This window comes from Sporichthyaceae bacterium, from assembly GCA_036493475.1.
In the GTDB taxonomy this organism is placed as follows: domain Bacteria; phylum Actinomycetota; class Actinomycetes; order Sporichthyales; family Sporichthyaceae; genus DASQPJ01.
Map to the genome: position 1 here is coordinate 1 of DASXPS010000066.1, position 25,583 is coordinate 25,583.

Below are 25,583 nucleotides of genomic sequence, written 5' to 3' on the forward strand. Positions count from 1 at the left end.
TGGTCGACCAGCTGTCCTCCTTCGCCGACGAGGTCACCCGCGTCGCCCGCGAGGTCGGCACCGAAGGAAAGCTCGGCGGTCAGGCCCAGGTGCGTGGCGTTTCCGGTACCTGGCGCGACCTGACCGACAACGTCAACTCGATGGCGTCGAACCTGACCAACCAGGTCCGCAACATCGCCATGGTCACCACCTCGGTGGCCCGGGGTGACCTGTCGCAGAAGATCACCGTCGACGCGCAGGGCGAGATCCTGGCGCTGAAGTCCACCGTCAACACGATGGTCGACCAGCTGTCCTCCTTCGCCGACGAGGTCACCCGCGTCGCCCGCGAGGTCGGCACCGAGGGAAAGCTCGGCGGTCAGGCCCAGGTGCGCGGCGTTTCCGGTACCTGGCGCGACCTCACCGAGTCGGTGAACCAGCTGGCGTCCACGCTGACCACGCAGCTGCGGGCCATTGCTCAGGTGTCCACCGCGGTGACCTCCGGTGACCTGACCCAGCGGGTGGCGGTTGCCGCCCGCGGTGAGGTCGCGGATCTGAAGGACAACATCAACCAGATGATCGTCACGCTGCGCGAGACGACCAAGAAGAACTCCGAGCAGAACTGGCTGGACTCCAACCTGGCCCGTATCGGTGGTCTGCTGCAGGGCCAGCGCGACCTCACCGAGGTCACCCGCATGATCATCACCGAGGTGGCGCCGCTGGTCGGCTCCCAGGTGGGTGCGTTCTTCGTGCGGGACGCGGAGAGCTCGGTGATCCCGGGTGGCCCGCCGCAGCTGCGATCCACCGCGTCCTACGGGTATCTGACGCACGACCAGGAGCTGACCTTCGAGCCGGGTGAGGGCCTGGTGGGACAAGCCGTCACCTCGCTGCGCACCATCCGCGTACAGTCCGCGCCGGAGGGCTACCTGGCCATCCGGTCCGGGCTGGGCAGCGCGCCGCCGCGGGACATCCTCGTGCTGCCGATCGTGTTCGAGGGTGAGCCGCTCGGTGTCATCGAGCTGGGTTCGTTCGCGGTGCTCTCCGAACTGCACATCGCGTTCCTGGAGCGGCTCGCCACCAACATCGGCGTCGCGCTGAACACCATCATGGCCAACCGGCGTACCGAGGATCTGCTCTCCCAGTCCCAGCGTCTGGCCCGGGAGATGCAGGAGCAGTCGGCAGAGTTGCAGCGCACCAACGCGGAGCTGGAGGAAAAGGCGGAGCTGCTGCTCGAGCAGAAGCGCAACATCGAGATCAACAACCGGGAGATCGAGAGCGCGCGTCGCGGCCTGGAGGAGAAGGCACAACAGCTGTCGCTGGCCAGCCAGTACAAGTCGGAGTTCCTGGCGAACATGTCGCACGAACTGCGTACGCCGCTGAACTCGCTGCTGCTGCTCTCCCGGCTGCTCGCGGAGAACAGCGAGGCGAACCTGACGGACAAGCAGATCGAGTTTGCCCGGGTCATCCACCGGTCGGGTTCGGACCTGCTCACGCTGATCGACGACATCCTGGACCTGTCCAAGATCGAGGCCGGGCGCATGTCCGTACAGCCGGCCGACGTCGAGCTGTCCACGCTGCGCAACTACGTCGAGTCCGCCTTCGGTATGCAGGCCGAGGACAAGGGCCTGGCGCTCGGTGTTGAGCTCGACGCCGAGCTGCCCACCGACGTGGTCACCGACCCGCAGCGGCTGCAGCAGATCCTGCGCAACCTGATGTCCAATGCGGTGAAGTTCACCCACGAGGGTGCGGTCACGTTGGCCATCGCGCCGGTGACCTCGGGGTTGGTGTTCGGGGTGCCCAGCCTGGACACCGCGCGCCGGGTCATCGCTTTCCACGTGCGGGACACCGGCATCGGCATCCCGCCGGAGAAGCTGGCCATCATCTTCGAGGCGTTCCAGCAGGCCGACGGCACAACCAGCCGCAAGTACGGCGGCACCGGGCTGGGTCTGTCCATCTCCCGTGAGCTGGCCAAGCTGCTCGGCGGTTCGATCAGCGCGACCTCGGTGCCCGGCGCAGGCTCCACGTTCACCCTCTACCTGCCCGACGTGATGCCCGAGACACCGCCCACCGAGTACCGGACCGACTACCCGGGCGCGCTGTACGAGCAGCTGACCGGGTCCAACGGCTCCGGTGCGTTGCCGGTCTCCGCGGACCCGGACGGCCGACTGCGTCGTCCGCTGCCTGGCTCGATGATTCTGCGCGGTGACGCTCCGGACCGACGTGACGGGCCGTCAGCGATACGGCTGGACGGCGCCACCGTGCTCATCGTGGACGACGACATCCGCAACGTGTTCGCGCTGACCTCGGCGCTGGAACTGCACGGGATGAACGTCCTGTACAGCGACAACGGCGCGGACGGCATCGCGAAGGTGGAGAGCAATCCCGCCATCGACGTGGTGTTGATGGACGCGATGATGCCGAACATGGACGGCAACGAGACGACCCGGGCGATCCGGGCCATCCCGCGGTTCGCCGATCTGCCGATCGTCTTCCTCACCGCGAAGGCCATGCCCGGTGACCGGGACAAGGCGTTGGAGGCGGGCGCCAGCGACTACATCACCAAACCGGTGGACCTCGACGAGTTGCTGGACCTGCTGGCCGCTTGGGTGGCCCGCAATCCGGAGGATTCGGACGGGAACAACGCATCGAACAACCCAAACGCCGACACGGCGGACGCGGAGGGGGAGAAGATGGCGCCCCGGCGGGCTATCGCGCGCCGCGGCGGTAAGAAATAGACATGGCTGAGGAGACGGCGTGACCTCGGGCGGAAGAGCCGTGCGGGCCAAAGTGCTCATCGTCGACGACCGACGGGAGAACCTGGTCGCGCTGGAGGCGATCCTGCAGGGGCTACCCGTGGAACCGGTCTCGGTGTCCAGCGGCGAGGAAGCGCTCAAGCAGCTGCTCGAGGACGATTTCGCGGTGATCCTGCTCGACGCGCAGATGCCGGGCATGGACGGCTTCGAGGCGGCCACGCACATCAAGGCGCGCAAGCGCACCCAGCATCTGCCGATCATCTTCCTGACCGCGGCGGACCGGGACGCGCACCTGGCATTCCGTGGCTACGCGGCCGGCGCAGTGGACTACATCACCAAGCCGTTCGACCCGTGGGTGCTGCGCGCCAAGGTCTCGGTGTTCGTCGAGTTGTGGAGCAAGAACGCCCAGCTGACCGAGGCGGCGGAGGCCGGACGGCGCCGCGATGCCGACAACACCACGCTGACCAGCGCGGCGCGCGCGGCTTATGACCTGCTGCGCACCGCGGCCGACGCGGACGACCCGGACAAGCTGCGCCGGGCCATCAATGACGCGCAGGACCTGCTGCGCACCGCGCTGTCCTGACGACTAGAGGTTGAGCGCGATTTCATCGTTTGTGTCGCCGCGGCGCAGGAACGAGCGGCCCGGCTGGATGTGGTCGCCCGCGCTGGTGTGGATCTGGATGCCGGAGAACACCGCAACGTCCGCCGCGCCCCAAGCAGGCACGAGTTCGCCGATGTGCAGCAGGTCGTCGAGGATCACGTCGCGCGCAAGCGTGGTCAGCTCCACGAGATCCGGCACCCTGCCGTAATGCAGTTCGCGCAGCAGGCGCTGGCGGGTGAGGCTCATCTCGACGTCGTACTGGTCGAGGTCGGTCTTGAGTTTCCCGTTCGCCAGCTCGCTGCGTAAGCGGACCAGCGCGCCGCAGGCGGCGGTGGATGCGCCGTCCTGGCCGACCCGGTTCACCGAGCCGAGCGTGCCGTCCTCACAGATGCCGACGTGCGGCATCACGTAGACCACTGCCTGCTGCCGGCCGTCGATGCTGGGCGCATGCGTCATCGCCGCGGCCAACCCGGACTTACCGGTGAGCAACATCGCGGCCAGTGACCCGAGGCGGAACGGCGGGCCCCAGGTCTCGCTGATCCGCCGGGTCAGCTCGACGGTGAGCTCATCGCGGCAAAGCCCCGCCATGGCCAGCGTCTGCTCGGCGACCAACCCGTGCGGGGCGAGCGCTTCGACGGTCCGCTTCACGTACTCCTCGGCGCCGATGGCGCCGGGGAAGGCCTCGAGAGTCACCACAGGATCGTACGTACCCCGCGTTGGGTAGCGTCAGGCGCATGTATGCGATCACGTTGCCGGAGTTCGGTGGGCCCGAGGTGCTGACCTGGGCACAGGTGCCCGATCCGACGCCGGGGCCGGGCGAGGTGCTGCTGGACATCGTCGCCTCCGCGGTGAACCGCGCGGACGTGATGCAGCGGCAGGGCTTCTATCCGCCGCCGCCGGGCGCCCCGCCGTATCCGGGTCTGGAGTGCGCCGGGCGGATCGCGGCGCTCGGCGAGGGTGTCACCGGGTGGTCGGTCGGCGATGAGGTGGCCGCGCTGCTCGGCGGTGGTGGGTATGCGGAACAGGTGGCGGTGCCTGCCGGTCAGCTGTTGCCGCGGCCGTCCTCGATGACCCTCGCGCAGGCCGGTGGCCTGGCCGAGGTCATCTGCACGGTGTGGTCCAACGTGTTCATGATCGCCGCGCTGCAACCGGGCGAGACGTTCCTGGTGCACGGCGGAGCCAGCGGCATCGGCACCACCGCGATCCAGTTGGCCAAGGCCGCGGGCGCGCGGGTGGCGGTGACCGCGGGCAGCGCGGACAAGCTCGAGCGTTGTCAGGCACTGGGCGCGGACATCTTGATCAACTACCGCGCGGAGGACTTCGTCGAGCGCGTCACGCAGGCCACCGACGGCAAGGGCGTGGACGTCATCCTGGACAACATGGGCGGGGCGTACCTGCCGCGCAACGTCGAGGCCCTGGCCATCAACGGCCGGCTGGCCATCATCGGCCTGCAGGGCGGCACCAAGGGCGAACTCAACATCGGGCAGCTGCTGGGTAAGCGTGGCGCGGTGATGGCCACCTCCTTGCGTGCCCGGCCCACCGCGGAGAAGGCGACCATCGTGGCCGCGGTGCGTGAGCACGTGTTGCCGCTGATCGAGAAGGGTGCCCTGCACATCGTGGTGGACCGCACGGTGCCCATGCCGAATGCCGCGGACGCACACCGCGCGATGGAGGAGAGCAGCCACGTCGGGAAGATCTTGCTCGAGGTGCCGCGCGCCTGACGCCGGGGGCGCGGGAATGCCGGACGGGCCATCGGGAATTATGGGGGCATGACGCAGCCCGAGGAACCGCAGGAGGACCAGCGCGTGTTGGTCGTCACCCCCGCCGGCATGGCCGTCGAGGGTCCGCCGGACGACGGCAGCGACGACAGCTCCATCACCAAGATGGTCGAGCAACCGGCCAAGGTGATGCGGCTCGGCAGCATGATCAAGCAGCTGCTGGACGAGGTGAAGAGCGCACCGTTGGACGAGGCCAGCCGCGCCCGGCTGGCGCAGATTCACCGCAGCACCATCGCCGAACTCGAGCAGGGCCTGGCCCCGGAGCTGGTGGAGGAGCTGGACCGGCTCTCGCTGCCGTTCGGCGAGGGTCAGATACCCAGCGAGGCCGAGTTGCGCATCGCGCAGGCTCAGCTGGTCGGCTGGCTGGAGGGCCTGTTCCACGGCATCCAGACCGCGCTGTTCGCCCAACAGATGGCCGCCCGCGCGCAGCTGGAGCAGATGCGCCGCGCCCTGCCGGGTGGGCCGATGGCCCAGGCCGGCCCCGGCATGCCGGTAGGCATGGACCCCGGCCAGGGCCAATACATCTGACGAGAGATCAGCTCGCGATTGCCTGCGGCGAGTGCACCTTCAGTTGGGCGTTCGCCCAGCGCATGATGCGCAGCGTCTGCGGGTGGCACTGCTGGGACAGTTCCAGCAGATCGGTGGCCTGCATGGCGTGCGCGGCCTGCGCGACGATCTCCCAATCCAGCGAGGCACCGGCCGCCTTGCGGTGCAGTCGACGTAGGTCGGCCAGCAACAGCAGCGCCGGCTCCGGACGTCGACCGAGCGCCACGCTGACCTTCTGTGAGGTCTTGCTCAGCATCGGCAGCGACCAGTGCGGATCCGCGTTGAGGTGCGCGCCGTGCGCGGCGCCCACTTCGGCCAGGCGCTGGACGTGGATGCGCGGCCAGCGCGCCAGGTCCCGCGCGACATAGCGGATCTCGTGGTCGGCCTCGTGCCGGTCCGCGACCATCAGCAAATCCCGGCCCAGGCTCAGTTCGGCGCGGTGCAGCGCGCGCAGCGCCAACGGCAACTTGCTCACTGCATCGCCCCCGTGCTCGCTCGGGTCGGTTGCACCGGCACCACGGGGTCGGCGCCTTCCGGCACCTTGGCCAGCGCGGCCGCGGCGGTCTTGTAGAGGGGTTGCTTGGATACCGGATCCCAGTCGGTCTGGGTCAGTTCGTTGGCGGCGCGAGAGTGCTCCGCACCGGGGCGATCCCAATAGCCGTAGTGAAACGGCAGGAACAGCACCCCGTTGCGGACCCCGGTGATGCGCAGCCGGGCCCGCACGGCACCGCGGGCGGTACTGATTTCGGCCAGGTCGCCCTCGGCCAGGCCGGCCCGCCGGGCGTCGCCGGCCGAGCACTCCACCCAGATCTCCGGAGCGGCCTGCTGGAGTTCGGCCACCCGACCGGTCTTGGTGCGGGTATGGAAGTGGTACACGGTCCGACCGGTGATCAGCACCAGTGGATACTCCCCGCTCGGCGCTTCGTGCGGCGGCAGGTACTCACCCGCTCGCAGGATCGCCTTGCCGTCCGGGTTGAGCGCCTTGTAGTCGCTCGCCTCGAACGGCGCCCCGGTCACCATGTCCCGGCCGTAGCTCTCGCAGTAGTCCGGCGCCGCGGAGAATTTCCCGTCCGCATAGAGCCGTTCGGTGCCGTCCGGGTGCTCCGCATTGCACGGCCACGGCACGCCGGAAACCCGCTCGCGCAGCACGTCGTGGCTGAGCCCGGTGTAGTCGCACGGCCGACCCTGGGTGGACGCCGCCCAGGCGGCAAATGCTGACGGCGCGTCATGCCAGGCCGGGAACGGCTTGCCGTCTTTATCGCGGAAGTCCATACCGCGCGCGTAGTCCAGGAAGATGTCCAGGTCGGCGCGGGCCTCGCCGGGGGGCTCCACGGCTCTCTCGGATAGGTGCACCACCCGGCAGGCGTTGGTGAAGCAGCCGGTCTTCTCCCCCCAGGTCGCCGCGGGCAGCACCACATCGGCGAGCTCGGTGGTCTCGGTGGGGAAGATGTCCTGCACCACCAGGAACAGTCGTTCCTGCCCGAGGATCGAGCGGATGCGGGCCAGTTCCGGCAGCGAGACCGCCGGGTTGGTCGCACTGACCCACAGCATCTTGATGCTGCCCTGCTCGATGTAGCGGAACATCTGCATGGCGTGGGTGGGTGGGGTCATGTGTGGGATTTGCTTGATCTCGAGGTTCCAGTGCTTGGCAAGGTCCGCGACATGCGCGTCGTTGGACCAGTTGCGGAACCCGGACATGTCCCCGTCGGCGCCGCATTCGCGGGTGTTCTCCGCGGTGGGCTGCCCGTTCATCTGCAGGATGCCGGCGCCCGGCCGACCGAGCTGACCCCGAATCAGATTCAAGTTATTCACCTGCACCGAGGCGGCGCTGGCCTGGTGCGACTGGTAGAAGCCCTGCAACACGGTGGACAGCAATCGCTGTGCTTTGCCGAGCACACCGGCGGCGGTGCGGATGGCCGCGGCGTCGATCCCGCAGATCCGCGCGACCCGATCCGGCGGGTACTCCGCCACCCGCTCGCGCAATTCGGCCCAGCCGACGGTGTTGGCCTGCACGTAGGCGTGGTCCACCCAGTCGTTGGCGACGATCTCGTGCAGCAGTCCGTTCATCAACGCGAGATTGGTCCCCGGCAGCGGCGCCAGATGCACGCCCCCCGAGTCCCGCGCGGCGCGGGCAACATGCGTGTCCCGCGGGTCAACGCAGATCAGCCGCGGCGGCTGTGACCCGGCGAGTCGGTCCAGGACGCGCATCCACAGCACCGGTTGGGTTTCCGCCACGTTGTGCCCGAACATCGCGATCACGTCGGCGTGGTCCACGTCGAGGTAGCTGCCCGGTTGCCCGTCGCAGGCGAAGCTCTCCTTCAACGCGGCCGCCGCGGTTGCCGTGCACAGCCGGGTGTTGCCGTCCATGTGATTGGTGCCGATCGCGCCGTGCCCGATCGCGGCCAGCGTGAAGTATTCCTCGGCGAACAGCTGCCCGGAGGTATAGAAAGCGATGGCGGACGGGCCGTGGGTACCCAGCAGATCCTTGGATTGAGCCACGATGCGATTCATCGCGGTGTCCCAGTCGCACCGCACCAGCCGTCCGCCCTGGCGGATCAATGGCTGGGTGAGCCGGTCCGGGGACGCGTTCGCCTGCCAGCCGTAGAGGTCTTTCGGGCCCAGCCGCCCGCGGTTGACGATGTCGTCCGCGCGCCCGCGCACCCCGACGATCTTCCCGTCCCGCACCGCAATGTCCATCGCATCGCCGTTGGAGTGCAGCAGGGATGCGGTGCGCACCCAGCGCTGCACATCCGCCTCGGTCACGCCCTCGGCCAGGTGCATGTCCACCCGAGCCGGCCACGATTCGCCGGGCCCGTACGGCGTGCGGCCGCCCCAGATATCGGCGATGGCGTTGCGGTCGTTGGTCATGTTCTCGGACTACCCGGCGCCCCGTCGCGCAATGCCTGCGCCGAACAGCTGCTCCAGCACCACGGCGACGCCGTCCTCGTCGTTGCTCGGTGCCCGACGCGCGATGGCCGCGAGCACGTCCGGATGAGCATTGGCCATGGCGTACGGCCGGCCCGCCCAGGCCAGCATCGGCAGGTCGTTGAGCATGTCCCCGAAGGCCACCACGTCGGCCGCCTCGATGTCGTGCTGCGCACACAACCGGGCCAGCGCACTGGCCTTGCTGACCCCGGCCGCGGACAGCTCCAGCAATCCGGGACCCACCGGGGTGGAGTGGGTGACCTCGGCCAACCCGGCGAAGACCTCGCCGACCGCGGCCAACAGGTCCTCGGAGTCCCGCTGCGGATGCCGCACCAGCAGCTTCGCCACCGGGACGCCGACCAACTCCTCCGGCGCCACCTCACGCACCGCCGTGGTGCGGTGCTGCGGCGGTACCGGGTAGCCGGTGTCGTGCCAGAAACCGCCCACATGCTCGATGGCGAAGGTCACCCCGTCGACCAGTCCGCGCAGGTCGGCAACGATCCGCGCCAGCACCTCCGGTGCGATCAGGTCGGATTCCACGACCTCGTTGGTGTGCAGGTCATAGACCAGGGCGCCGTTGGCGCAGATCGCCAACCCGCGGTGGTCGACCTGGTCCACCACCGGCGCCAGCCACCGCGGCGGCCGCCCGGTCACCAGCACCAGCAGTGCGCCGGCCGCCTCCACCGCGGCCAACGCCGCCCGGGTGCGTGCGGAGATGGTGAGGTCGGTGCGCAGCAGCGTGCCGTCCAGGTCGCAGGCGACAGCGCGGGGACTATTCACAGCCCCTGGAGGTTACCCACCGGAGACCGCGCTGCCGTCAACGCGAGCAAGCTCGCGCAAGCTCGCGCTGCCCTCGCCTCAGTCGCGTGTTCCTCGGCAGGCCTCGTCAACACGCTCAATCGGCTCGGCAACGCGAGCAAGCTCGCGCTGCCCTCGCCTCAGTCGCGTGTAGCGTCACGCCGTGGGCCCCGACCTGCTACGACTCGCGCGCCGCCTGGCGGCGCCCGCCGTCGTGTTGACCGTGGCGGTGTGCCTGGCCGGCGCCGCGCTGCACCACTGGTCGGGGCCATATTGGCCGTACGAGGCGCGCCACCACTGGCGCGTGGTGGCGCACGGTGCCGAGGGCTTGGGCGCCGTGTCCGTGGCCGCCCCACCCACCGTGCTGCTGGTGGCGGGCATGCGGGTGGGCTACCGACGTTGGCGCGAAGGCGTGTTCCTGGCCACCTCGCTGCTGCTGGTCGCGCTGGCGTTGACGGTGGCCGGCGCCGCGGTCCCGGACGACGACTTCCCGGCCACCGCCACCGCGTTGGCCGCCGCCACCTACGGCGCGGTCTCGGTGGTGCTCGGGCGACGGATGCGCACGCCGATCCGCCGCACGCTGGGCAGCGTGCTGCCCTGGTTCGGCGTGCTGGCGGTGGCCGCCGGGGAACTGTGGTTGCACCGGTACCCGGTGCCGGCGGTGGGGGTCAGCCTGGTCACCGGGGCGCTGGCGGTGGCCATCGCCACCCGCTACGTGCTCGGCGGTGGCAGCTTTGAGCGCCGCCCGCAGTTCGACATCCTGCCGCTGCCCGACGAGCGCCGCCGGGCCGCGGTGGTCGTCAACCCGACCAAGGTGGCCGACCTCGACGAGGAGTACCGCGCGGTGTGCGCGTTCTTCGCCGCCGAGGGCTGGGGACAGCCGCTCTGGTACACCACCCGGCTCGACGAACTCGGCGTCGGCCACGCCCGAGCGGCCGCTGCGGCGGGTGCGGATGTGGTGTTCGCCTGCGGCGGGGACGGCACCATCTCCTCGGTGCTGTCCGGCCTGGCCGGCACCGGCGTACCGCTGGCCATCCTGCCTGCGGGCACCGGCAATCTGCTGGCCCGCAACCTGGCGCTGCCCTCGGACCGGGACGCCTGCCTGCGTATCGGCATCGGCGGCGCGGACCGCAAGATCGACGTGGGCCGGGTCGACGAGACCCACCGCTTCGCGGTGATGGCCGGCATGGGCCTGGACGCAGCGATGATCACCGACGCGCCCGCTCGGTTGAAGGCCCGCATCGGTTGGCCCGCCTACGTGGTGTCCGGCGCCAAGCACCTCTTCGACCGCCGCGCGCACGTGACCATCACCGTCGATGACGAGCCGCCGGTGGAGCTGCGCGCCCGCGGCGTGGTCATCGGTAACGTGGGCCGGCTTCAGGCCGGGATGATCCTTATGCCCGAGGCCGAACCGGACGACGGCATCCTCGACGTGGCCGTGCTGGTGCCGACGTCCCTGCGGCAGTGGACGATGCTCGCGCTGCACGTGATCCGCCGCCGCCCGGCCCATCGCGGCGCGCGCATCGAACACTTCCGCGGCCGGCGCATTTCCATCACCTGCGACCACGATTGGCCCCGGGAAATCGACGGCGACCTGCTGCAACCCGGTCGGGAGATGACCATCGTCGTGGAGCCACGCGCCCTGCTGGTGCGCATTCCGCCCGGCGGGCGGGCCTTCGAGTAGGACCTCAGCTAGGGACGCTGGGTGCGGGGATCGTGGCCGACCGGCCCGGCCGCAGCGCGGCCTGCACCACCTGCTGCTCTTCCGGGGACAACCGGGACTCGGAGGTCCCGCGGCGCATGTTCTTCGCGTAGCACCGGGTGTCCGACCGACCGACGATCGCGGTGAGCACCACCCCGTCGCCGTGCTCGTCGAGCAGCGCCACCGACCAGGACAGCCGTCCGCCCATCTCCCCGAACGCGTCGTAGCGGTGCACCGCGACGCGGCGGATCGACTCGTCAACCGCGTCGCGAAAATCGTTGAACTCGCGGTACAAGGCACCGACATCCCCGCGCAGCCTCTCCAGTTCCGAGGAGGTGCGCGCCGCGGCGACGATGAAGGAGGACCGTTCCGCCCCGCCCTGCAGCAGCGTGCATTCCCGGCGCAACCGGCGGAACTGCAACTGGGCGCGTAGCGCCAGAAGCGCACCAGTCGCACCGACTCCGAGGCCGGCCAGCGCGTATGGATCCGTCACGATTCCCGAGGGTAGGAGCAGGCGCGCCCGAGCCGGCGGAGGCGCGACGATGTCAGTGCCGATGCTGAACTGGCTACCGCTCGCTCAGACCCGAACCTGCACGACCATGTTCATGTGCGACGTGGCCACCACGTCGAAGCGGCTGAACCCCGCCTCGGCGAAGATCTCGCGCAGTCGCTGCGGGCCGGCCTGCGCGCCCAGCGCCAGGCCGACCTCCTGGGATAGCGAATTGGGCGTGCACACCGCCAGCGAGGACGTGTACATCATCACCGCCATCGGGTTGTCCAGAACGTTTCGCGGACCGTCCAGGGCGAACGGTTCGACCAGCAGGATCGAGCCGCCCTCGGACAGCCGGCTACGGGCGTAAGCGGCGATACCGAGCGGGTCGCCCATGTCGTGCAGACAGTCGAAGAAGCAGATCACGTCGTATCGGCCGGGATAGTCCTTGGCCCCGGCCACCTCAAAGTTGATCCGGTCCGGCACGCCGGCGTCCGCGGCCCGCTTGCCCGCGTTGCGGATCGACTCGGGGTGGAAGTCGAAGCCGTGCACCCGGATGTTCGGGTAGGCCTGCGCCATCGCCACGGCCGAGGCGCCATGCCCGCAGCCGATGTCGGCGACCGCCGCACCGACGGTGAGCTTGTCGTGCACGCCATCCAGCGCCGGGATCCATTCCTTGGTCAACTTGTTTCGATAGGCCGCGCGGAAGAACCACTCGGTGCCCGCGAACAGGTGCGGGTGGTGATCTCCCCAGGCCAGTGCGCCGTCGCCGCGCATGGCGTCCGCGACCTTGTCCATGTCCAGCCAGAACGCGGCCATCCCGGTCATGCCGCGGGCCATGAACACCGGCGAGGTGTCATCGGCCAACGCCATGGTGCCCTCCGCGGACAACGTGAAGGTGTCCGCGTCCGGATCGAACTCGAGCAGGCCGGCCGCGGCCTGCTGCCGCAGCCATTCAGTGGTCAGCCGCGGGTTGGTGTTGGCCGCCTCGGCCACCGCGGCCGGGGACATCGGGCCGGCCCCGGACATGGCCCGGTACAGCCCCAGTTCGTCGCCCAGCCACACCCCGAAACAAACACCCGCGCCGCTCATGTAGCCGACCATCGTGCCCAGGTACTGGCCCAGCTTCGACTGACCCACCATCCCCACCTTTCGCCGGGCCCGACGTTAGCCGGTCCGTTCCGACGGCCCTCAATAGGCTGAAGCACCACCGACCGGTCGAAGGGACTCCACCGATGCTGCGGCGTGTGGCCTCGGCCGTGCTCGTCGCCGCGTTGCTGGTGCTGGTTCCGACCGCGGCCGCGGCCGCGGCCCGGCCCGCCCCCGCTGTCCCGCCGGGGCCGGTGACCTTCGTGGGTATCGCCGGACTGCGCTGGTCGGACATCACGCCGACCGCGACCCCCGCCCTGTGGCAGGTGGCCGAGCACGCCGCGCTCGGCGCGATCGCGGTGCGCACCACCAAGGCGGACACCTGCCCGTTGGACGGGTGGCTGACGTTGAACTCCGGCGTGCGGTCGATCGGGCCGCGCCCGCACGGACACTGCACGCCACTACCGGCACTGGCCGTGGTTGACGGGGTGGCCACGGTGCCGGGTTGGGACGCGCTGATCGCGCCGAACTCCCGCCACAACGACGAACCGAACTGGGGAACCCTGGCCGGCCGACGCCTCGGCACGACCCAGCCGACGCGGGCGTGCGCGGTCGGGCCCGGCGCGGCAGTGGCGCTGGCCGACCCGGACGGACGGGCATTTGCCGAGTGGGGGCGAACGCCGGGCGCGCTCGGTCTCGGCTCGGACTGCCCGTTGCGGGTGGTGGACGCCGGTGCGCTGCCCGAGGGCGCCGACCGACCGGCGGCGCTGACCACGGCCGACGCGACCGTCCGTCCATTCTTGAACAGCGGCGCGCTGGTGGTGGCGGGCATCGCGGACAGTGCGCTGGGGCAGCCGCACCTGACGGCGTTACTGGTACGACCCGACGCGCACGGCTACGACCCGGCGAACCGACCGTTGTTGCGTTCGGAGTCGACTCGGCAGCCCGGCCTGCTGCAACTGACCGATCTCACCCCGACGCTGCTGCGCGGCAGCGTCCCCGATGACCTGCCCGGCGCGGCCCTGCAGACCCGGACCGGCCCCACCGACCCGGACCGCATGCGCCGCTGGGACGTCGGGGCGCGGACCGTGCACAACGACTTCGTGCTGTTCTTCGTGGTGTTCATCGCCGGCCAACTGCTCGGTTTCGCCGCAATCGCCGCGGCCTGGCATCGCCGTCGCCTGACCCGCGCGGCGGCCGGTTGCGCGGCGCTGCAGATCGGCCTGCTGGCCGGCGCGGTCCCGCCGGCCTCGTTCCTGGCCAACGCGTTGCCCTGGACCCGCACCGGGCACCCCCCGCTGGTGCTCTGGTGCGCCACCGCGGGGCTGGCGATCGTGTTGGCGCTCACCGCGTTTCCGCTGCGCCGCCGCGCGGCGGCGCCGGCCGCACTGCTCGGCGCGGTCACCGTGCTCGTGCTCGCGGCCGACGTGGCCACCGGGTCGCGGTTGCAGCTGAATGCGGTGTTCGGCCTGTCCACCCTGGTGGCCGGCCGCTTCTACGGTTTCGGCAACATCGCGTTCGCGGTGTTCGCGATGGCCGCATTGGTCACTGCCGCCGCGGTGGGCGGTGCGTTGGCCCGGGCCGGTCGTCCGCGGGCCGGCGCGGTGTCCGTTGCCTCGATCGGCGGGGCAGCGGTGCTCGTCGACGGCGCCCCCGGTTTGGGGACCGACTTCGGGGGGGTGCTCGCGTTGCTCCCCGGCACCGCCGTCCTGGCCGCGCTGCTGCTCGGGTGGCGGTTGACCGTCGCTCGGGTGGTGGGCATCGCGATTTTGACCCTGGTCGCGGTCAGCGCGCTGGCCGTCGCCGACTGGACCCGCCCCGCCGCCGAGCGCAGCCACCTGGGTCGGTTCGCGCAACAGGTGTTGGACGGCGACGGTGGGCAGGTAATCGCGCACAAGGCCGGGGCGAACCTGGGGCTGCTGCGCGTCCCGCTGATCGTGGCAGTAGCGCTGCCACTGCTGATTCTCGTGATGACCGCGTTGGTGCGGCCGGAATTGCTGCGGTTAGAGGCCCTGGCCCGGGCCCAGCAGGAGGACCCGGCGCTGCGTGCGCTGTTGGTCGCCGCATTGACCACCGCCCTGCTCGGCTTCGCGTTCAACGACTCCGGCGTCATCGTGCCTGCCGTCGCCCTGTTCACCGGCGGCCCACTGATCGCGACGGTCTGGGCCCAGCGCTGGCTGGCGAGCCCAGCCGACCCGGGCGTCACGCCCGTTCCCCCGAAAGCGCAGAAGCGCGCGTAGAACCGCGGGATTTTACGTACGCTTCTGCGCTTTCGGGGTACAGAGTGGGGCGCGTGGGGCCAGAGCTCGGGCCACGTGCACGAACTGACGTAGCCGGTGGCGCTGCGCGCGCCAATCCCGACCGGTGACCCGGTGTTGCAGATCGCACGGCACCTCCTGCACGCGCAGCCCGGCGCGCAGCAGGTCGATGGTCAACGCGGTCTCCACCCCGAATCCGGAGGCCAGCGGGAGCCCCCGGGAAAACGCGGCGCGGGTGAGGCAACGTTGCCCGGACAAGGGCTGCACCGGGGCGAACCCGGTGGCCCGTTGGATGCCGCGACGGGACAACCGCACCACGAAACCGTGCCCGCCGCCCGCCGTGTGCTGGGCGGGCAACGTCGCGATGGTCATGTCCGCGCGGTCGGCGAGCACCGGTGCCAGCAGCGGGGCGGCGCCGGCCGCGGTGTCGCCCAGGTCGGCGTCCAGGAACAGCAGCACATCGGCGTCCGGCGCGGCGGCGGCGCCCGTGGTCATCGCCGCGGCCTTGCCCCGGTTGCGCGGGTGGCGCACGGTCCGCGCCCCGGCTGCCCCGGCGATCCCCGCGGTGTCGTCGGTGGAGCCGTCATCGACCACCAGCACGGTGTCCACGCCGGCGATGCCCGCCGCGGCCCGCACGGTGGCCGCGATCCGTTCGGCCTCGTTGCGGGCGGGAATCACCACCGCCACGCGCACGGACTTACCGGATGGTGAGCTGACGGCTGGCCAGGCCGTCGCGGGCGCGGCGCTCGTCGGCGGTCAGCGGGGTGTCATTGGCCAACGCCTCACCGATGCGCTCGCCCATCGCCTTGGCGGCGTCCTCGAAGTCCGACGCCTCCTTGTCGGTGGGCACTTCCCACACCGGGGCGAGCAGGCCCTGGCAGCGGAAGGCGCCGACGTAGCGGGTGCCCTCGCCAAGGCTGTCCGCGCGGGCCACGTGCAACCGGGCGAACGCCTTGAGCAGGGCGTGCTCGTCCTGCGGCATGACCCAACGCAGCCACGCTTTGTCCCGCTCGTTGCTCCAGTACGCCGCCTCGACCGAGGTGAGGCGCGTGGTGGGCGGTGCGGCGGCGTTGGCCTGCTCCAGCGACTGCTCGATCTCCGGGGTCATCTCGTCGGGGTTCTCCACCCAGAACTTGAACCCGTCGTGCACGGTGATCTCCAGCGGGACCGCCGGGTCAATGAGCTCCTGCAGCGGCGGGGTGTCCGGCTGAATCTCCACCGAGGCCGGGGTGGAACCGGGGTCGATCTCCAGTGCGGCCAACAGCGCAGCGGAAACCTGCCGACCGGCGTCCCCAGCCGGGAACTGAGTCTGCATCGCGACCAACACGCTGCCCTGCGAGCGGGTCAGGCAGGGCAATGCCAGCGGCAACACGGTGACCAGCGTGATGTCCCGATCGGCGTGCTCCCCGAGGAGTTTCAGCGTGGTGGTGGCCGCGGGCACGATCTCCCGCATCGCGACCAAGTCACACTCCGAGGCCATGCCCTCGAACGGGCGCAGCACGAAACTCTGCCGTTCGGCGGCACGCCGAGCGCGGGAGGACTTGCTCATCGATGGGCTCCTGACTCCTCGCCGCACGGTGGCGGGGCGCGGTCAGCCTATCCAGCCCGAGCGGCCTGCTGGTCGTTGCGCACCGGCACGCCGGCCCAGACCGTTTTGCCCTCGGCGCAGGGGCGCACGCCCCAGTCCGGGCACAACGCATCGACGATCAACATGCCGCGTCCGCCCGGCGCGAGCGAGGCCCGGCGCGGGACGTTGCCGGGCCCGCCGACCGCGAGCACGTGGCCCAGCCAATCCGCGGAGCCGCCGTCGGTGACCTCGACGTGCAGGCAGTTCCCGCGCAATTCCCAACTCATCAGCACCAAGCCGGTGGGCAGCGGCGGCGCGTGCCGGATGGCGTTGGTGAGGATCTCGGTGGCGACCAACAGGGCGTCCTGCACCGCCAGCGCGGACAGGTCACGCGCCAGCAGGTCGGCAGCCAGTCGGGCGCGGGCCAGTCGGACACTGGCGTGGCTGTGCGGCAGGGCCAGGGTGCCCGCGACGCTCCCGACAGCGCCAAAGCCCGGCGCGTCGGTAACGGTGTACATCGGAAGCTCCTCGCAGCGCGGTGTGCGTCGAGGCATAAGTGCCCGGAGTTCACGTTCCGGAAACGTGAAACAGGTCAGTGTCGGGCAAACCCGGGCGCGCTGCCGGCAGGGTCAGGCGGAGCCCGCCGTGCGACTGCCGTAAACATGCGCGCGCATGCTCAGCGGGCGGTCGGTGATCAGCGCATCCACCCCCGCGGCCAGGCACGCCTCGGCGTCCGCGAAGGAGTTCACCGTCCACACGTAAACCGCGTTGCCCTGCGCGTGCGCCTTGGTCACGTACTCGGGATGACGCCGAATCACCCGCACGTCCACCCCGGCCGCCCGCACGCCCTCGGGCAGGCCGCCGTCGCGCAGGTGCACCGGCACCCGGCCCATGAGCAGGACAAGGTCCAGATCCGGCGCCAAGCGACGCATCCGGCGCAACGAGGTGACCGCAAAACTCATCACCCGCACGGCGGGGTGAGCTCCGATCTGCGCGCCGAATCCCCCTGCTGGGGTGACTCGCGGGGCGCCGCGCAGCCCGAACTCGTCGAGCATTGCCACCAACTTCTCCTCCACCGCGCCGGCGTAGCGGGTGGGGTGTTTGGTCTCGATGGCCAGGCCAACCGGCCGGGACGCGCCGGTGGCCAGCTCAAGCAGCTGACGCAGCGTTATCACCGCGTGTTCCGTCGGATCCACGGCCGGCGACCCGGGCGGGCCGTCCGCGGTGCGGTAGCGGTCCAGCGGCCGCCAGGCGCGACGGGCACCGAACTGAATCCGCGACAGGTCGGCCAGATCCATGGTGGAGACCACGCCACGGCTGTTGGAGACGAAGTCGACCCGGCGGTCATGCAGGCACACCAGATGACCGTCGGCGGTCAGCCGGACGTCGCACTCCAGCGCATCTGCCCCGTCCACCACGGCCCTGCGGTAGGCCGCGGCGGTGTGCTCGAAGGAGCCCTCCCGGGAGCCGCGGTGCGCAATGATCTCCATACCCTCATGGTGACATCCGGCAGGTGTCCGGTGCGGCAGATCCACACAGCGCTGCGGTGACCGCTCAGAGGACGAACGGTTCGCTACCGTTTTCCGCGGCCATCGGCCTGCCGGCGGCCTGCCAGGCCGTCGTCCCGCCGGCCAGGTTCACCGCGGCGCGGCCCTGGGCGAGTAGGAACTCGGTGACCGCGGCGGAGCGGCCGCCGGACTTGCAGATCACCACAATGTCGGCGTCCGGCAGCTCATCGAGCCGGGCCGGCACCTGGTACATCGGGATGTGGACGGCGCCCACGGCGTGGCCGGCGACCCATTCGTTCGGCTCCCGCACGTCGAGTAGGAACACCTCGGCGGGCACGTCAACAGCCTGGATCTCCGGCACCTCGGACATGCCCGGCATTCTGCCGCGCCCCCAGCAGAACGCATCGACCGCCCGTATTGGAAGTCACCCCACAGAACGTGACTTTGCCTTCAGTAACCGAACATTCACCCACCGTCATGGGAACCGGGCCGGACCGGGGCGCGTCGTACGTAGCGTGCGTATCCGAAACGTCGCGGCAGCTGCCGCCGTGGTGCTGGCCGGCTCGGTCGGCTCTATCACCGCGGCCCACGCCATGGCGCTGTCCTCACCGCTGGCCGCCGACGGCGGCATCGAGACCTCCTATGCGGCCACGGATCTTGTCGTGGTCTACCAGGCCGGTCCCGGCACCGCGGCCAGCACCAGCGAACTGCGCTGCAACCCGACCGGGGGCGACCGCATCGACGCGGTGAGCGCCTGCGATCGGTTGGCCAAGCTGGCCCGCGCCGGACGCAATCCGTTCGCCACCCCGTCCGCCAACCAGGTGTGCTCGGTGGACTACGACGGCCCGGAAACGGCGACCGTGCTGGGCACCTGGCGCGGCAAGCAGGTGCGCGCCACGTTCTCCCGGACGAACGGCTGCGAGATCGCCCGCTGGGAATCGATCTCCCCGTTGCTCGACCCGGCACCCGGCACCCACACGGCGGTGCGCGACAACTAGTCGCGATGCAGCGTCGGGCACAAATTCCGGCGCCCGATCCGGGCGGGCTTCGTGGGGGGGCCTCCGGATCGGGCGCCGGTATATTTTTTTGGAACTGACTGGTGGTCAGATCCCTACTTGAGCAGCCTGGACAGCCGCCGGTCCGCCAATGGCTTACCGCCGGTCTGGCAGGTCGCGCAGTACTGCAGCGCGGAGTCACTGAACGAGACCTCACGGACGATGTCCCCGCAGACGGGGCAGGGTTGCCCGGCCCGGCCGTGCACCCGCAGTCCCGCCTTCTTCTCTCCCTTGAGCTCGCGGGTGGCCAACCCTGCCGCTCGCGAGATGGCGTCGGCCAAGGTGGCCCGGATCACCGCGTACAGCGCGGCCACCCCGTCGGCGTCCAGCGTGTTGGCCGGCTTGAACGGGGACAGTTTCGCCGCGTGCAGCACCTCATCGGAGTACGCGTTACCGATCCCGGCGATCACGCTCTGGTCGCGCAGCACACCCTTGAGTTGGGCGCGCCCGGCCCGGCCGAGCAACTCGGCGAGCACCTCGACGGTGAAATCCTCGGCCAGCGGGTCCGACCCCAGCCGGGCCACGCCGGGCACCTGCGCCGGGTCCCGCACGCAGTACACCGCCAGGCCCTTCTTGGTACCGGCCTCGGTCAGGTCGAAGCCCGCCGCAATGCCGTCCGGGTCATCGTCCCGCTCGCCGAGGTGAACCCGCACGGCCAGCGGTCCTTTGCCCGGTTTGGCGGGCAGCGCCGGCAGGTTCTCCCGCCACTGCAGCCACCCGGCCCGAGCCAGGTGCACGATCAGGTGCAGCGGGGCCGGGCCGGCACCGTCGCCACCCACACCGAGATCGAGAAACTTGCCGTGCCGGGCGACGTCGGAGACGAACAACCCGGCCAATGAGGTGATCGGCGGGTCGTAGGTCTTCAGCGCGCTGATCGCGGCTACGTCCACCCGAGTGACCGCTCGCCCCACGGCACGCTCGGTGAGCAGGCGACGCAGCGCCTCCACCTCGGGCAGTTCCGGCACGACCAGAGGTTATCCCGAGACACAACTGATGGCCCATCAGTTGATCTGGGTGTGGTGCGGGTGTCGCCCCGCCCTGTTCACACCGGAGCCACGATCCGGCAACCCGCCGCGCCTAACGTGGGCGTCGGTTCCCACCGGGACGGGGAACCAACGGGGGCGCTTCGGGACGCGGCCCCGCGGCGTGGCGACATGGGCCACGTCCGCCGGAGCGGGTCGGTTGGGTGGATTTCCCCACCGACCCGCTCTTGGCGTGAATGACGGATTGGTCACCCAACGCTGAGCGCGCGGCTCAGCACCAGTTGCGCCAGCACCACGAGCCGTCGACGTCGTGATACGACCAGCCGTCGATCGGGCCGTCGTCATCGCCCCAGCCACCGCCGTAGCGACCACGGGGATCATGGTCGGCGCGGGCACCGTACGGCGAGCCGTGGTGTCCGCCGTCGCTCTGCCCGTAGTCACTGCCGTACGGGTAGCCGGGGCAGTAGTGGTAGCCGCATTCGCCGTACCCGTCGTCGTCCCATGGGTTGTGCTGGTGGCCGTGGTGGAAGGCGTGCCCACCGTGTCCGGGACCCGGACCGAACGGTGCGGGCGCGGTCACCGCGGCCGAGGCCAACGGCGCGACGGCCAGGGTCAAGGCCGCGGCCGTTGCCAGCAACCCCGCAAGACGCATCCGAGCAGACACCGCAGCCTCCCCCGAGGAACGTGGAATTACCCCCTGAATTCCGAATGTCCCCCACGGCGCCCCGGACCCGATACCCGTGAAGATCAAAAAGTCGGGCATGCCGTGGGACGACGTTCTTTGCCTTGATCATCATGACGTGCTGTCAGATTTGCGGAAGGACACCTGCCCGGCGGTCTCCCGGGCAGAGGTCTGATACTCGCGGCAGGCCCCAACCCGCCGGGAGCGCACATGGCAATCGTCACCCGCGAGATCAGCTACTCCCATGAAGACCTGCCGCTGACCGGGCTGCTCTACCGGGACGACACGGTGCCCACACCCGCAGCCGGGCTGCTGATCATCCCGGGTGCCGGTGGGCTGGACGATCACGTGGCCGGGCAGGGCGCGCGTTATGCCGGGCTGGGCTACGTGGTGTTCACCGCGGACATGTTCGGCCCGGGTGTGGCCGGCGACCGGGAACGCACCATGGCCATGATCAAGGATCTGCGCGCCGACCCGGATCTGCTGGTGGCCCGGGCGGTGGCGGGCCTCGAGCAACTACGGGCGGCTCCGGAGGCCACCGGCCCGCATGCCGCGCTCGGCTTCTGCTTCGGCGGCCAAACGGTGATTACCCTGGCCCGGGCCGGGGTGGAACTCGCCGGCGTGGTGAGCATGCACGGCGCCTTGAGCACCGCCCGCCCGGCGGCGCCGGACTCGGTGCGGGTACCGGTGCTGGTGTGCCACGGCGCCGACGACCCGCACGTCCCGATCGGCGACGTGGCGGCCTTCGTCGAGGAGATGACCACGGCCGGGGCGGACTGGCAATTGATCGCCTACGGCGGCGCCGTGCACGGTTTCACCCACACCCACGCGGTGCCCGGCGGCAACGGCGTCGCCTATCACGAACCCACCGACCGCCGCTCGTTCGCCGCGGCCACCGCATTCCTCGCCGAAGTACTGAGCTGACTCAGACCGGCAGCAGCAACTCCGCCAGGGGTTTGCGCTCGCGCGGCGCGAATTCCCGCTCCCGCAGGTAATCCGGCAACGCCGCGTCGGGGTCCCAGTGCCCGATCGCCATCATGGCCAATGGCTGGATCGTGTCGGGCAGCTTGAACTCCGCACGGACGCCGTCACGGTTGAAGCCCGCCATCTGGTGCACGACCAAGCCCAATGCGGCGGCCTGCACGGTGAGGTGTGCCGCGGCCTGACCGGCGTCGTATTGCCACAGCGGCCACGGCTCGTTCTTCTCGTCCACCGTGGTCGCCGCGATGACCAGCAGCGCCGAGGCCCCCGGAGCCCAGCTCTGGTTGCCGGGGTTCAACTGGGCGGCCAGCCGGTCGAAGGCGGGCTCGCCCGCTCGGGCCACCAGGAACCGCCACGGCTGGCTGTTCCCGTAGGAGGGCGACCAGCGCGCGGCCTCCAGCAGGGTGTTCAGATCCGCGTCGGAGATGCGGTAGCCCGCCACGAACCCGCGCGGGCTCCACCGGTTGGCCAGCAACGGGTGCAGGTCCGCCCCGGTCACCGCGCCGCGCTCAGCGATCGACATGTCAGTCACAGATCCATTCCTCGTCAGCTCGCGAGACCGGCGTGCATCTCCCACACCAGCACCTCGCTGGGGGCGTTCGCGGTCACCCGTTGTCCGCCGGTCGCGGTGAACCGCACGGTGTCGCCGGCCACCAGTTCGCCCGCGCCCTCCAGGTCGACGCCACCACGCACGGTGAACAGGTGCAGGTACGGCGCCTCGGGCAGCTCCACGCTGTGGCCGGGCTCGAGTCGTGCCACATGCAAGGTGGCGTACTGATTGCGAATGCGGATCGCGGCGGCGTCCACATGCTGTGGCATCCCGGAGGCCACCGGCACCAGCCGGCCGGTGAGCAACTCCGCGTCCACCTCCGCCTGCTCGTAGCCGGGCACGATGCCCTGCTCATCGGGCACCACCCACATCTGCACGAAGTGCACCGGCTCGTCGTGCCGGTCACCGGCGATGCGCCAGGAGTCGTTCTTCTCCGAGTGCTGAATGCCAGTGCCCGCGCTCATCCGCTGGGCCAGGCCCGGGTAGATGATCCCGGAGTTGCCGCGGGAGTCCTGGTGCACCAGTGAGCCGGACAGCACCCAGGTGACGATCTCCATGTCCCGGTGCGGGTGCGTCTCGAAGCCGGTGCCCGCGGCGACGATGTCGTCGTTGTTGACCAACAGCAGCCCGTGATGGGTGTTCGTCGGGTCGTAGTGCCCGCCGAAGGAGAACGAGTGGTGCGAATCCAGCCACCCGATCTTGGTGTGCGCCCGGTCGGCGGCACGCCGGACGTCCACGGCGGGTTCGAGCACGGCGGAGGTCATGACCATCATCCTTCCGATTGTTCGGTTGACGTGTCAACCAAAGCCGGTGGCCCGCTATTCCGGTCCGCCTGCCCAGGCGGCTTGCAGCAACGCGCGCAGTGCCACGGCGTCCAGAGGTACCGGATTGTCCAAGGGCACCACCGGGGCGATCAGAGCGACGGCCTCGTCGAGTTGGTCCTCGAGCAGCCCGACATCCCGTAGGCCCGCGGGCACCCCCAGACCGCGAGCGAGTTCACGCAGCCCCGCGACCGGGTCCTCAACGCCCAGCGCCGCGGCGATCCGGTCAACCGCCTCCGGGGCGCCCGGGGCGTTCGCGGCCAGCACGTGCGGCAGCACGATGGCGTGGGTCTGCGCGTGCGGCAGATCGAAGGCGCCGCCCAGGGCGTGGCAGATCTTGTGGTGCAGGCCGGACCCGGCGCCGCTGAACGCCACCCCGGCCAGATAAGCGCCGTACAACACCTCGGCCGGGGCATCGGGGTCCTTGCCCAGCCCGCGCAGGCCGTTGGCCAGGGCCCGCACCCCCTCGGCGGCCAGCACCGAGCTGATCGGGTTGCGCCGGGTGCCCCAGAAGGACTCCACGCAGTGTGCCATCGCGTTCAACCCACTGGCCGCGGCCAGCTCGGTCGGCATGGACGCGGTCAGCTCCGGGTCGTAGACCACCACCCGGGGCAGCACCACCACGTCGGTGCCCGTGGTCTTACGTGCGCCCTCGGTCAGCCCCCACACCGGCGTCACCTCGGACCCGGCGTAGGTGGTGGGCACCGCGAGAATCGGCAAGCCGCTGGTCAGCGCGATGGCTTTTGCGGTGCCGGTGGTCGAGCCGCCGCCTATGCATAGGATCGCGTCCGCCTCGGCTGCGGTGGCGGCCTTGCGGGCCTGCTCGGCGACCTCGATCGGCACGTGCATGCGCACCGCGGTGAAAGTGCCGGCCACCTTGTCGGCGAACGGCGCGATCAGTTCCTCGGCCTGCGCACGGCGGCCGTCGGTGCAGATCAGCAGCAACCGCTGCGCACCGAGTCGGTCCACCTCCGCGGCCAGCCGCCGGCGTGCCGCGCCCGCGCCGAACACGACGCGGGCGGGCAACGACTCGTAGCTGAACGCCGCGGGGGCCACCGGGCCAGTGTTCAGTCCTTGAGGAACTGCGCCACCATCGGGGCCACCACGTCGAAGCGCTCGAGCTGCGGCACGTGCGCAGCGTTGGCGAGCACCTCGGCCTTGCAGTTCTTGATCAGGCGAGCGAAGTCGCCGGCGTAGGCCGGGTCGATCAGGCCGTCCTGCTCGCCCCAGATCACCAGCGTCGGGGCGGTGACGCGGTGGATGCGCTTGGACAGCCCGCGGTCCGGGATCGGCCACCAGTACTTGCCGGCCACACCCATCGCCCAGTGCATGGCGATCATCGCCTCGCCCGCAGCCTCCGGGTCGGACGGCAGCGCCAGTGCCGCGGTGGCCACCGGGCCGCTCGGGTCGGCGAAGACCGCCGCGGCGAGTTCGGGCAGCTCCAGCAGGTACGGGTTGGACCAGGCCCGGGTCTCGTTCCACAGCCCGATCGGACAGAGGGTCACCAGCTTGCTGACCCGCGACGGGAACGTCGCGGCCAGCTCGGTGGCCAGCATGCCGCCGAAGGAGTGCCCGACCACGGCCGTCGAGCCGATGCCGACGGCATTGCAGATCTCGTCGTAGACCAGAGTCAGGTCACTGAGGTCCTCGATCGCCTTGTGACTGTCCGGGTCACCGGGCGCGGTGCCCGGCAGGTAGGGCGCATAGACGGTGTGGTGTTCGGCCAACGAATCCAGGAACGGGTCCCAGGTCAGCCCGAGCACCGCGTGCAGGTACAGCAGCGGCGGACCGTCGCCGCCGACCAGTACCTGCGTGCGGACCTGGCCGTCCCAGACCTCAACATCGATGACATCGCGGTGCGGCATCTGTGTCTCCTCCGTCCTCAGGCGCGCTGTCCGCGCAGCCGCTCCGGCCACCAGTGATTGACCCAGCCCTCGTCGTCCCAGATGTCACGCAGCTTGGGCAGGACGTCGGAGCAGAACAGCGAGATCGAGTCCTTGGTCAGCTCGTGCGGCATCGAGCCGATGTGCTGAAGGATCATCAGATTGCCTACCCGCAAGGACTTCACGGCTTCGGTGAGCTTGTCGCGCACCGTCGCCGGGCTGCCGCAGATCACGATGTCCTTCTCTACGAAGTCGGCGTAGGTGAAGTTCTTGAAGTTCGCGATGATCTCGGCCTGCTTGAGTGCCGAACCGCTGCGGATGCCGTTGGCCAGGCTTGCGTAGTCCTGGTGACCGGGCAGTCCCCACCACGGCATCGGCACGTGCATGCACTTGTCGAAGAAGTAGCGGATGTGCTTGCTGAACAGCTTCTCGGCCGCCGCGTCGGTGTCGGCGACGCACACGAGCTGGGCGAACCCGGCCCGGTAGGGATTGCGGTCCAGACCCGCGCGGTCGGCGAACTCCCAGAAGCCGTCCATGATCCGCTTGCCGATCCGGCTGCCGAAGAAGCTGAGCATGCAGTAGCTGTGGTTGTGCGCCGCCGCGAACTTCCACGTCGACAGCGAGCCGAGCCCGGGGA

26 protein-coding genes are annotated in these 25,583 nt (G+C 70.3%); 8 read left to right on the forward strand and 18 right to left on the reverse strand.

From position 1 onward, the window contains the following. Both VGJ14_07280 and VGJ14_07285 read left to right on the forward strand, forming a co-directional pair. On the forward strand, positions 1–2,711 hold a 2,711-nt coding region (locus tag VGJ14_07280; protein HEY2832207.1), incomplete at its 5' end, for an ATP-binding protein. Positions 2,712–2,730: 19 nt separating this feature from the next. Next, the gene (locus VGJ14_07285) at positions 2,731–3,312 is read left to right on the forward strand and encodes a response regulator (GenBank protein HEY2832208.1); all 582 of its coding nucleotides are present in this window, start codon (positions 2,731–2,733) and stop codon (positions 3,310–3,312) included. Between the two features lie 3 nt (positions 3,313–3,315). Here VGJ14_07285 and VGJ14_07290 read toward each other — a convergent pair whose 3' ends face one another. Next, positions 3,316–4,023 carry a hypothetical protein gene (locus VGJ14_07290; GenBank protein HEY2832209.1) on the reverse strand — a complete coding sequence of 236 codons (708 nt, stop codon included), beginning with the start codon at positions 4,021–4,023 and terminating at the stop codon, positions 3,316–3,318. A gap of 41 nt (positions 4,024–4,064) precedes the next feature. Here VGJ14_07290 and VGJ14_07295 point away from each other — a divergent pair, with 41 nt between their 5' ends. Continuing rightward, positions 4,065–5,051, forward strand: a complete 987-nt coding sequence (locus tag VGJ14_07295) for an NAD(P)H-quinone oxidoreductase (GenBank protein HEY2832210.1) — start codon at positions 4,065–4,067, stop codon at positions 5,049–5,051. A gap of 48 nt (positions 5,052–5,099) precedes the next feature. Continuing rightward, the gene (locus VGJ14_07300) at positions 5,100–5,636 is read left to right on the forward strand and encodes a bacterial proteasome activator family protein (GenBank protein ID HEY2832211.1); all 537 of its coding nucleotides are present in this window, start codon (positions 5,100–5,102) and stop codon (positions 5,634–5,636) included. A gap of 7 nt (positions 5,637–5,643) precedes the next feature. Here VGJ14_07300 and VGJ14_07305 read toward each other — a convergent pair whose 3' ends face one another. The 3 genes from VGJ14_07305 to VGJ14_07315 are packed head-to-tail and all read right to left on the reverse strand — an operon-like array spanning position 5,644 to position 9,359. Then, complete coding sequence (locus VGJ14_07305; GenBank protein ID HEY2832212.1) at positions 5,644–6,129, reverse strand: hypothetical protein; 486 nt, start codon at positions 6,127–6,129, stop codon at positions 5,644–5,646. Continuing rightward, complete coding sequence (locus tag VGJ14_07310) at positions 6,126–8,522, reverse strand: molybdopterin-dependent oxidoreductase (GenBank protein HEY2832213.1); 2,397 nt, start codon at positions 8,520–8,522, stop codon at positions 6,126–6,128. The genes VGJ14_07305 and VGJ14_07310 overlap by 4 nt, the downstream gene beginning before the upstream one ends. 9 nt (positions 8,523–8,531) lie before the next feature. Continuing rightward, positions 8,532–9,359 (reverse strand): HAD family hydrolase, encoded by an 828-nt coding sequence (locus VGJ14_07315; GenBank protein HEY2832214.1) that lies wholly within the window; start codon positions 9,357–9,359, stop codon positions 8,532–8,534. A gap of 181 nt (positions 9,360–9,540) precedes the next feature. Here VGJ14_07315 and VGJ14_07320 point away from each other — a divergent pair, with 181 nt between their 5' ends. Next, positions 9,541–11,061, forward strand: coding sequence for a diacylglycerol kinase family protein (locus VGJ14_07320; GenBank protein HEY2832215.1), 1,521 nt, complete (start codon positions 9,541–9,543; stop codon positions 11,059–11,061). A 4-nt stretch (positions 11,062–11,065) separates the two neighbouring features. Here the strand turns inward: VGJ14_07320 and VGJ14_07325 are convergent, their stop codons facing one another. Then, entirely contained in the window at positions 11,066–11,572 is a 507-nt protein-coding gene (locus VGJ14_07325) for a DUF4446 family protein (protein ID HEY2832216.1), read from the reverse strand. A gap of 84 nt (positions 11,573–11,656) precedes the next feature. Continuing rightward, positions 11,657–12,709, reverse strand: coding sequence for a class I SAM-dependent methyltransferase (locus VGJ14_07330; protein ID HEY2832217.1), 1,053 nt, complete (start codon positions 12,707–12,709; stop codon positions 11,657–11,659). A 95-nt stretch (positions 12,710–12,804) separates the two neighbouring features. On the opposite strand from VGJ14_07330, the gene VGJ14_07335 reads away from it, so the two are divergent. Then, positions 12,805–14,898 (forward strand): hypothetical protein, encoded by a 2,094-nt coding sequence (locus VGJ14_07335; GenBank protein HEY2832218.1) that lies wholly within the window; start codon positions 12,805–12,807, stop codon positions 14,896–14,898. 12 nt (positions 14,899–14,910) lie between these two features. On the opposite strand, the gene VGJ14_07340 is transcribed toward VGJ14_07335, so the two are convergent. From VGJ14_07340 to VGJ14_07360, 5 genes are all read right to left on the reverse strand, one after another. After that, complete coding sequence (locus tag VGJ14_07340; GenBank protein HEY2832219.1) at positions 14,911–15,609, reverse strand: glycosyltransferase; 699 nt, start codon at positions 15,607–15,609, stop codon at positions 14,911–14,913. A 4-nt stretch (positions 15,610–15,613) separates the two neighbouring features. After that, entirely contained in the window at positions 15,614–16,465 is an 852-nt protein-coding gene (locus VGJ14_07345) for a DUF5926 family protein (GenBank protein ID HEY2832220.1), read from the reverse strand. 47 nt (positions 16,466–16,512) lie between these two features. After that, on the reverse strand, positions 16,513–17,001 hold the full coding sequence (locus tag VGJ14_07350; protein ID HEY2832221.1) for an ATP-binding protein: 489 nt from the start codon (positions 16,999–17,001) through the stop codon (positions 16,513–16,515). A 111-nt stretch (positions 17,002–17,112) separates the two neighbouring features. Beyond that, positions 17,113–17,973, reverse strand: a complete 861-nt coding sequence (locus VGJ14_07355; protein HEY2832222.1) for a glycerophosphodiester phosphodiesterase family protein — start codon at positions 17,971–17,973, stop codon at positions 17,113–17,115. Between the two features lie 64 nt (positions 17,974–18,037). Then, on the reverse strand, positions 18,038–18,361 hold the full coding sequence (locus tag VGJ14_07360; protein ID HEY2832223.1) for a rhodanese-like domain-containing protein: 324 nt from the start codon (positions 18,359–18,361) through the stop codon (positions 18,038–18,040). A gap of 145 nt (positions 18,362–18,506) precedes the next feature. Here VGJ14_07360 and VGJ14_07365 point away from each other — a divergent pair, with 145 nt between their 5' ends. Next, positions 18,507–18,989 (forward strand): SSI family serine proteinase inhibitor, encoded by a 483-nt coding sequence (locus VGJ14_07365; GenBank protein HEY2832224.1) that lies wholly within the window; start codon positions 18,507–18,509, stop codon positions 18,987–18,989. Positions 18,990–19,102: 113 nt separating this feature from the next. Here VGJ14_07365 and VGJ14_07370 read toward each other — a convergent pair whose 3' ends face one another. Then, entirely contained in the window at positions 19,103–20,011 is a 909-nt protein-coding gene (locus tag VGJ14_07370; GenBank protein ID HEY2832225.1) for a DNA-formamidopyrimidine glycosylase family protein, read from the reverse strand. 289 nt (positions 20,012–20,300) lie between these two features. Then, positions 20,301–20,693 (reverse strand): hypothetical protein, encoded by a 393-nt coding sequence (locus tag VGJ14_07375; protein HEY2832226.1) that lies wholly within the window; start codon positions 20,691–20,693, stop codon positions 20,301–20,303. A 228-nt stretch (positions 20,694–20,921) separates the two neighbouring features. Between VGJ14_07375 and VGJ14_07380 the strand changes: the two genes are divergently transcribed. After that, positions 20,922–21,635 carry a dienelactone hydrolase family protein gene (locus VGJ14_07380; GenBank protein ID HEY2832227.1) on the forward strand — a complete coding sequence of 238 codons (714 nt, stop codon included), beginning with the start codon at positions 20,922–20,924 and terminating at the stop codon, positions 21,633–21,635. A gap of 1 nt (position 21,636) precedes the next feature. Here VGJ14_07380 and VGJ14_07385 read toward each other — a convergent pair whose 3' ends face one another. The 5 genes from VGJ14_07385 to VGJ14_07405 form a co-directional block, all read right to left on the reverse strand. Next, positions 21,637–22,215, reverse strand: coding sequence for a nitroreductase family protein (locus tag VGJ14_07385; protein ID HEY2832228.1), 579 nt, complete (start codon positions 22,213–22,215; stop codon positions 21,637–21,639). A 23-nt stretch (positions 22,216–22,238) separates the two neighbouring features. Further along, the gene (locus VGJ14_07390) at positions 22,239–23,006 is read right to left on the reverse strand and encodes a pirin family protein (GenBank protein HEY2832229.1); all 768 of its coding nucleotides are present in this window, start codon (positions 23,004–23,006) and stop codon (positions 22,239–22,241) included. A 54-nt stretch (positions 23,007–23,060) separates the two neighbouring features. Next, positions 23,061–24,119 (reverse strand): maleylacetate reductase, encoded by a 1,059-nt coding sequence (locus VGJ14_07395; protein ID HEY2832230.1) that lies wholly within the window; start codon positions 24,117–24,119, stop codon positions 23,061–23,063. A gap of 11 nt (positions 24,120–24,130) precedes the next feature. Further along, positions 24,131–24,928: an alpha/beta hydrolase gene (locus VGJ14_07400; GenBank protein HEY2832231.1), complete on the reverse strand. Its 798-nt coding sequence runs from the start codon at positions 24,926–24,928 to the stop codon at positions 24,131–24,133. 17 nt (positions 24,929–24,945) lie between these two features. Continuing rightward, positions 24,946–25,583, reverse strand: a 638-nt coding sequence (locus VGJ14_07405) for an LLM class flavin-dependent oxidoreductase (protein ID HEY2832232.1), incomplete at its 5' end; no start/stop codon positions are given.